Source organism: Mesorhizobium sp. M7A.F.Ca.CA.001.08.2.1 (genome assembly GCF_003998455.1).
Classification (GTDB): Bacteria; Pseudomonadota; Alphaproteobacteria; order Rhizobiales; family Rhizobiaceae; genus Mesorhizobium; species Mesorhizobium ciceri.
This window is the reverse complement of record NZ_RZPW01000303.1, coordinates 1-6,792: the sequence shown is the minus strand read 5'-3', so window position 1 is coordinate 6,792 and position 6,792 is coordinate 1. Positions and strand designations below refer to the sequence as shown.

7 protein-coding genes are annotated in these 6,792 nt (G+C 61.3%); 2 read left to right on the top strand and 5 right to left on the bottom strand.

Annotated elements, in window-relative coordinates:
• The coding region (locus EN914_RS18595; RefSeq protein WP_206527214.1) for a GFA family protein at window positions 1-211 on the top strand (211 nt) is incomplete at its 5' end.
• 15 nt (window positions 212-226) lie between these two features.
• On the opposite strand, the gene EN914_RS18590 is transcribed toward EN914_RS18595, so the two are convergent.
• Window positions 227-1,585: an NAD(P)-binding domain-containing protein gene (locus EN914_RS18590; RefSeq protein ID WP_013532892.1), complete on the bottom strand. Its 1,359-nt coding sequence runs from the start codon at window positions 1,583-1,585 to the stop codon at window positions 227-229.
• 317 nt (window positions 1,586-1,902) lie between these two features.
• On the opposite strand from EN914_RS18590, the gene EN914_RS18585 reads away from it, so the two are divergent.
• Entirely contained in the window at window positions 1,903-2,619 is a 717-nt protein-coding gene (locus tag EN914_RS18585) for an XRE family transcriptional regulator (protein WP_024502598.1), read from the top strand.
• Between the two features lie 54 nt (window positions 2,620-2,673).
• Here the strand turns inward: EN914_RS18585 and EN914_RS18580 are convergent, their stop codons facing one another.
• From EN914_RS18580 to EN914_RS18565, 4 genes are all read right to left on the bottom strand, one after another.
• The gene (locus EN914_RS18580; protein WP_024502597.1) at window positions 2,674-3,714 is read right to left on the bottom strand and encodes a DUF3445 domain-containing protein; all 1,041 of its coding nucleotides are present in this window, start codon (window positions 3,712-3,714) and stop codon (window positions 2,674-2,676) included.
• A gap of 9 nt (window positions 3,715-3,723) precedes the next feature.
• The gene (locus EN914_RS18575; RefSeq protein ID WP_013532895.1) at window positions 3,724-4,689 is read right to left on the bottom strand and encodes a PDR/VanB family oxidoreductase; all 966 of its coding nucleotides are present in this window, start codon (window positions 4,687-4,689) and stop codon (window positions 3,724-3,726) included.
• Window positions 4,686-5,282, bottom strand: coding sequence for a dimethylamine monooxygenase subunit DmmA family protein (locus EN914_RS18570; RefSeq protein WP_024502596.1), 597 nt, complete (start codon window positions 5,280-5,282; stop codon window positions 4,686-4,688). The genes EN914_RS18575 and EN914_RS18570 overlap by 4 nt, the downstream gene beginning before the upstream one ends.
• 142 nt (window positions 5,283-5,424) lie before the next feature.
• Window positions 5,425-6,558: an aminomethyltransferase family protein gene (locus EN914_RS18565; RefSeq protein ID WP_024502595.1), complete on the bottom strand. Its 1,134-nt coding sequence runs from the start codon at window positions 6,556-6,558 to the stop codon at window positions 5,425-5,427.
• Window positions 6,559-6,792 lie beyond the last annotated feature (234 nt).

The following is a 6,792-nucleotide window of genomic DNA, read 5'->3' as shown; positions in this document are numbered from 1 at the left end:
ATTCCAGACATTCCAACGCGATTCCGACAGCGGCTTTCCCGTCACCTTCCATTTCTGCGGAACGTGCGGCTCGACGGTCTTCTGGTATCCGTCACGCAGACCCGCAGCGGTAGCCGTCGCAGTCGGCTGCTTCGGAGACCCGGCATTTCCGGCGCCGACGCAGTCTGTTTATGGCGAGAGTCGCCACGGCTGGGTCGAGGCGCCTGCCTGACGGCAAGCCCACTCGTTATTCCGCCGCAACGCCCTTCACCTCGAGATAGCTCTCCATCGAATCATCGAGCGCCTGCAGCCACGGCGTATGATGCAGCGGCGCCATGGTGCCGGTCATCAGCGAGCGGTAGGCGTGGTCGCGGAAGCTCATAATGTCTTCGCCCTTGTGGTGTTCCCATTCCATGAAGGTCTGGTTGACCGCCTCGACGTCGAAACCGGGATAATCGGTCTGGTCCATCAATTCCTTGGTGTAGTCGCCCTGGAACCAGATCATCTGCTCGGCGTCTTCCAGCGTTTCCTCACGCGCGCGCCACTTCGCGCCGTGAGCGGCCATCGCCTCGGCCGAGGGCAGCTTGATGCGGCCCATGATGACGTCGCGGGCAAACCAGGCCTGCGCGTCGAACATATTGAAGGTGTAGAACTGATCCTGCATGCCGATATAGGAAAGCTGTGGGTTCTTCTCCCAGACGACGCCTTCATAGAGATCGAGCGGCCACATGCGGTTGGCTGTCTTGAGCTTCAGATCGTCGGTCAGGAAGGGGAAGGAATGCAGGTACCCGGTGCACAGGATGATGGCGTCGACATCCTTGGTCGTGCCATCCTTGAAATGCGCGGTTTTGCCGACGACCTTCTGCAGCAGCGGCACCTCTTTCCAATTCTCCGGCCATTTGAAACCCATCGGCTTCGAGCGGTAGCTGGAGGTGATGGATTTGGCGCCGTATTTGTAGCATTGCGAGCCGATGTCCTCGGCCGAATAGGAGCGGCCGATGATCAGGATATCCTTGCCCTTGAACTCCATCGCGTCGCGGAAATCATGGCTGTGCAGGATGCGGCCATTGAAGGTGGAGAAACCCTCGAAATAGGGCACGTTGGGCACCGAGAAATGCCCGGAGGCGACGACGACATTGTCGAACTCTTCGGAATAAGTGACGTCGTTGGTGCGGTCATGCGCGGTGACGGTGAATTTCTTCGTCTCGTCCGAAAACGTCACCATGCGCACCGGGCTGTTGAAGCGCACCCATTTGCGCAGGCCTGATTTCTCGACGCGGCCCTTGATGTAGTCCCACAGCACGGCGCGCGGCGGATAGGAGCCGATCGGCCGGCCGAAGTGCTCCTCGAAAGTATAGTCGGCGAATTCCAGGCATTCCTTTGGTCCGTTCGACCAGAGATAGCGATACATGGAACCGTGCACCGGATCGCCATGCTCGTCGAGACCGGTGCGCCAGGTGTAGTTCCACAGGCCGCCCCAGTCCGACTGCTTTTCGAAGCAGACGATCTCGGGAATGTCGGCGCCCTTGTCGGCCGCCGATTTGAAGGCCCTGAGCTGTGCCAGGCCGGATGGGCCGGCTCCGATGACGGCAACGCGACTTTTCATGGCAGGCCTCCCGATCTGGTTTCGACTTTTGCCTTGACGCAACTCCCAAGGGGAAAGCGCTATGCGCTTTCCCGGAATTGCTCTTACGAAACAAATTTCACTCACAGGGACAGTAATTGGCCCTTTCGTGCTGTCAACAGCCCGGTGCGGAAACAACGTTCCGCCGATGTGGATTTCCCGCAAAAAACCGGACGCGGCCAAACGCCGGATCGTGCGCATGCGCTTTCAGGCGACTTGCCGTCGCAGTTGCGCTGCTGTATCGGCACCTGACATGTTCACCTAGAGTCAAATAAATCCGCAGGAGTGCCGGGGGCGACATGGCGAAGAAGGTTTCCGATTCCAACGCTGGTCCAGCCGGTGCAAAGGCCAAGCCGCAGCCAAAGGTCTCGGCCGACGGGAAAACCATCCGCGCGCCGCTGACGCAGAACCCGCATGCCATTCGCGACACGCGCGAAAAGGTGCTGGAGGTGGCGATCGGCCGCGAGGTGCGCGCCTTCCGCAAGAAGCTCGGCATCACCGTCGCCGATCTGGCGGTCGCCACCGACATTTCGCTGGGCATGCTGTCGAAGATCGAGAATGGCATCACCTCGCCGTCACTGACCACCTTGCAGGCGCTGTCGCGGGCGCTCGGCGTCCCGGTCACCGCCTTCTTCCGCCGCTTCGAGGAAGAGCGCAGCGCCGTTTTCGTCAAGGCCGGCCAAGGCCTCGATGTCGAGCGCCGCGGCACGCGCGCCGGTCACCAGTACAATCTGCTCGGCCATATCGGCTCCAATACCAGCGGCGTCGTCGTCGAGCCCTATTTGATCACGCTGACCGAGGATTCCGACGTGTTTCCGACCTTCCAGCATGAGGGCATGGAGTTCCTCTATATGCTCGAGGGCGAGGTCGTTTACCGGCACGGCAGCAATCTCTACCCGATGAAGCCCGGCGACAGCCTGTTCTTCGACGCCGACGCGCCGCACGGGCCGGAACAGCTGACGAAACTGCCGATGCGGTATTTGTCGATTATCTGCTATCCGCAGAGCGCGGGTTGAGCGGGACTCGATCTCCCCCCACGAGGGGGAGATCGGCAGCTTCGCGGGCGTCGCTCAATCCGGCCCGAACCCAGGGCTCGTCGGGCTGCCGTCGTCGAGCTTCGACAGCCACTCGACCAACGTTGACCTATATCGGGTCAGGCCCTTGTAGTTGGCGAGTTCGTCGGGTAGGTCGCGGATGACACGGTGCAGGCGCCGGGCCCATTTTGGTTGCGTCACCAGCTCATCCATCTTGATCAGATAGCAGCGGATCGGAAAGACGATGCCGTTCGAGCGCGGCAGGCGCCAAAAACTCTGCAGCTCGACGCGCAGATGCACTTTGTCGCCGACATTCTCCGGCGTCACCGTAGCCCGGTCCGGACCCCATTTGTGATAGTTTTCGGGGCTGGTGTCGAGGCGCGGATTGATGGTCATCGTCCAGTTCAGGCGCCTGGCCGGCTTGCCTTGCTGGATGTTGGTGAGGAATTTCAGCGCCCTGACAAAAATCCCCTTCTCATGCGCCAGCGGCACCGGCGCGTGCCATTCGAAAAAGTTCATGCCGATGTCGAAATCGAGCGACCAGTCGGCTTGGGTGGTGACCATGCCGGCATCCATCCACAGATTGCCGTCGCGCTGGTCGAGGATGCAGAAGTCGCCCTGGCTCTGGCGGGTGATGTACTCCATCGGGCCGTAAGGCAGCGTCGAGGTGTCGCCGAAGGTGAAGGTGTCATCGATGCCGAGCGGCCGGTTGATCCAGCGCCAGCGGTCGCCGTCGCGGGTCAGCGTGAAATGCTCGGGATAGCCCAGCGCCTGCTGCTCCATCAGCAGTTCCAGCAAGTCCCAACCGGCCAGCGTCATGTGCGGCAGCGACTGGCAGCGCAGCGGGTCCTCGGCCAGCACCAGCGCGCGGTCCTGCATCTCGGCGACATAGTGCTCGTCGACGTCGATCAGGTTTTCCAGCACGCTGCCCTTGGGGCCGACGACATGCGGCTCGATGTTGACCGCATACATGTAGGCGTCTTCGTGGAACGGAAACGGGAAGCGCCTGATGTGCTCAGGGCTGTTCCTGAAGGTGAAGTCGTCGCGGAACGTTTCCTTGCGAAAGGTGATGCCCATGATTTCCTCCTAGCGCTCCAGGACCAGCGACCGGCCCTCGAAGCGCGACACGCACGGCATGATCTTCTTGCCCGAACGGTGCTCTTCCTCGCTCAGCCAGTGGTCGTTGTGGATGAACTTGCCGTCGCAAGAGATGACGTTGGTTTCGCACTGGCCGCAGACGCCGCCGCGGCAGAGATAGGGCGGATCGACGCCGGCCGCTTCGATCGCTTCCAGCAGGCTCTGCTGCTCATCGACGCGGATCGTCTTGCCGCTGACGGCAAGCGTCACGTCGAAAGGCAGGCCAGGCTGGGGGGCCGCGAAATGCTCGAAATGCACGGTTTCCGATGGCCAACCGAGGCTTGCCGCGCGATCACGCACCCAGTTGATCATGCCGGCCGGGCCGCAGACATAGAGATGCGTGCCGAGCGGCTGCGTCGACAGCAGCCGGTCGAGTTCGATGCGCTCGTCAAGGTCGTCATGATAGAGCCTGACCCGGCGGTCGTAGCGCTCGCGCAGCACATCGGCATAGGTGCCGAGCGATGCGGTGCGGCAGGTGTAGTGCAGTTCGAAATTGCCGCCTTCCGCCGCAAGCTGAGCGGTCTGCGCCATGAACGGCGTGATGCCGATGCCGCCGGCCAGCATCAGATGTTTTTTGGCGCGCAGGTCGAGCGAGAACAGATTGACGGGATAGCTGACCACCATCTCCATGCCGGGCTTGACGTTCCGGTGCATGAACAGCGAGCCGCCGCGGCCGACATCGTCGCGGCGCACCGAGATCGTGTATTCGCGCGTGTCGAGCGGCGAGCCCATCAGCGAATAGGGGTTGAGCCTGGTGCGTTCGCCGTCGCGCATCTCGACCACGACATGGGCGCCGCCGGAAAAGGTCGGCAGCAACTCGCCGTCGCGCCGGCGGAAATGGAAGCGGGTGACGAGGTCGTTGACCGGGACGACGTCGCTGACCACGACATCGAGTTTTGTGGTTCCGGTGCTCATCGGAAAACCTCCTCCATCGGAGGAATCTCGCTGCGATCCTCGGCGTTGATGCAGACGCCCTGGAACGCCGCGATGCGCCTGGAATAATGATCGCGCACCAGAAGCAGCAGGCCGCAATGCGCGCAGGTCGCCGGCTGCGTCGTCACATTCTCGGTGATGCCCTTGCAGTGGACGCATTGCATGCGCCGCGCCAGCGAACCGCGGTGCTCGGTCTGGATCGAAGTGTGGTCGATGCCGGCTTCAAGCGCCACCTGCATCGCCTGGCCGATCAGGCCCTCAGTGCCGGCGAGATAGAGGCGCAGGCCCATATGCGCATTTGCCAGTGTCTGCCTAAGCCGTGGCAGCAGGCTGGCGAAGGATGGCGACAGATGAAACTGCACCGGTCTCAGCGCTTCGAGGGCTGCGGTGTGTTTGCCGTCAGGCCCGGGAATGAAGACGATTTCGGCGTCGTCGAAAAACCCGGGCGGCGCCCTCCCGGCCATCTCCGCTATCGCCAGCGCCCCTTCCGCATCCGCGATAAAAAGATGATGCTTGCCGGGCTGCGGAGACAAGGTTCCGTAAACAGGCCGGCTGATGATGCTTTTGGCTGCCATTTAAGTCTTCGTGCCTTCGAGCGCTTCACCGTTTCATAGAAACGGCGGACCGCTCTATCTCTTTGCTTTGACGCAATTCCGGACGGAAAACCGTTTCACACTTTTCCTGGAATTGCTCGAACCCCTCGCCGTCGACTATGCCTCAACCTTTCGCCGTGCGCTTGGTCTTCTTGGGATCGTCGAATGGCAATGGCTGGGCGGTGGCCTTGATGGCGCCGCTCCTGTTGCGGATTTCGAGCTTGGTGTCCTTGACCGCGCAGTCTACGTCGAGGCGGGCGATGCCCATCGATTTCTCGACCAGCGGCGAATACATGGCGCAGGTCACCACGCCCACCTTCTTGCCGTCGCGATAGACCGGCGCACCCTCATCGGCCGGCTCCTTGCCGTCGAGCAGAACGCCGTAGATCTTGAAGCGCTCCTTACCCTTGAGGCGATAATGCTCCTCGGCGCCGCGAAAGCCGGTCTTTCCGGGGCTGACGGTGAAGTCGAGGCCGAGCTCCCACAGCGTGTCGCCGGGTCCTTCGTTCTCGAACGGGTATTTCTGCGAATTGTCGTAGGGGTAGAACAGCAAATAGCTTTCCACCCGCAGCATGTCGAGGGTGGTGAAGCGGCACGGAATGATGCCGGCGCTCTTGCCCTCGTCGAGGATCCTGTCCCAGATCGTGCCGGCATCCTGGCCGCGGCAGAAGATTTCGTAGCCGCGCTCGCCGGTATAGCCGGTGCGCGAGATCATGACGGGCAAGCCGAACAGTTGCGTCTGCATATGATGGAAATAGTTGAGGTCGCGAATCCCCGGCACATGCGTGGCCAGATAGTCGACGGCGGTTGGCCCCTGCAGCGACAGATCGTGCAGATTGTCGTCGAAACGCAGCGATACGTCGCGCCCTACCGAAGCACGCTGCAACTCCTCATGGCCGGTGCCCGAACCATGTACGACCATCCAGGCATTGGGGCCGGTGCGGTAGAGGATGCAATCGTCGGTGAATTTTCCCGCCTCGTTCAGCATGCAGGCATAGGCCGACTTGCCGGGGTAGATCTTTTCGACGTCGCGCGTCGTCGCCAGGTCGATCAGGTGTGAAGCATGCGGCCCGGTGATGTGCACCTTCTTGAGGCCGGAGACATCCATCAGGCCAGCCTTGGTGCGGATGGCGATGTACTCCTCGTCGGCATCCTTGTCGTAGGTCCAGGCGGTTCCCATGCCGCTCCAGTCTTCGAGCTTCGAACCGAGCGCTCGGTGGCGATCCGCCAGGGTCGAAAATCTCCAGGATGCCGTCATCCGCTCGTCCTCCGTTTCGATAATGCTCTGCTGTTCCCTGCCCCCTGCGCAGTGGCGGGAGCTTTGACCGAATATTGATCGCAAACGCCAGGACGCCGCAATACCCATAAGCAATTAATTTCATTGTCAGGCAAAATCCACCGCGCAAAGCAAACAGTTAACCTCACGTAAATCGCGCTTGACAATTGCGGGATTCGGACTCAATTTATGAAAAAAATTTCACTCTCTTGAAAG

Excerpts from the sequence above, each read along its gene's own strand:
- EN914_RS18590 (WP_013532892.1), bottom strand. The coding sequence starts at position 1,585 with ATGAAAAGTCGCGTTGCCGTCATCGGAGCCGGCCCATCCGGCCTGGCA.
- EN914_RS18585 (WP_024502598.1), top strand. The coding sequence starts at position 1,903 with ATGGCGAAGAAGGTTTCCGATTCCAACGCTGGTCCAGCCGGTGCAAAG.
- EN914_RS18580 (WP_024502597.1), bottom strand. The coding sequence starts at position 3,714 with ATGGGCATCACCTTTCGCAAGGAAACGTTCCGCGACGACTTCACCTTC.
- EN914_RS18575 (WP_013532895.1), bottom strand. The coding sequence starts at position 4,689 with ATGAGCACCGGAACCACAAAACTCGATGTCGTGGTCAGCGACGTCGTC.
- EN914_RS18570 (WP_024502596.1), bottom strand. The coding sequence starts at position 5,282 with ATGGCAGCCAAAAGCATCATCAGCCGGCCTGTTTACGGAACCTTGTCT.
- EN914_RS18565 (WP_024502595.1), bottom strand. The coding sequence starts at position 6,558 with ATGACGGCATCCTGGAGATTTTCGACCCTGGCGGATCGCCACCGAGCG.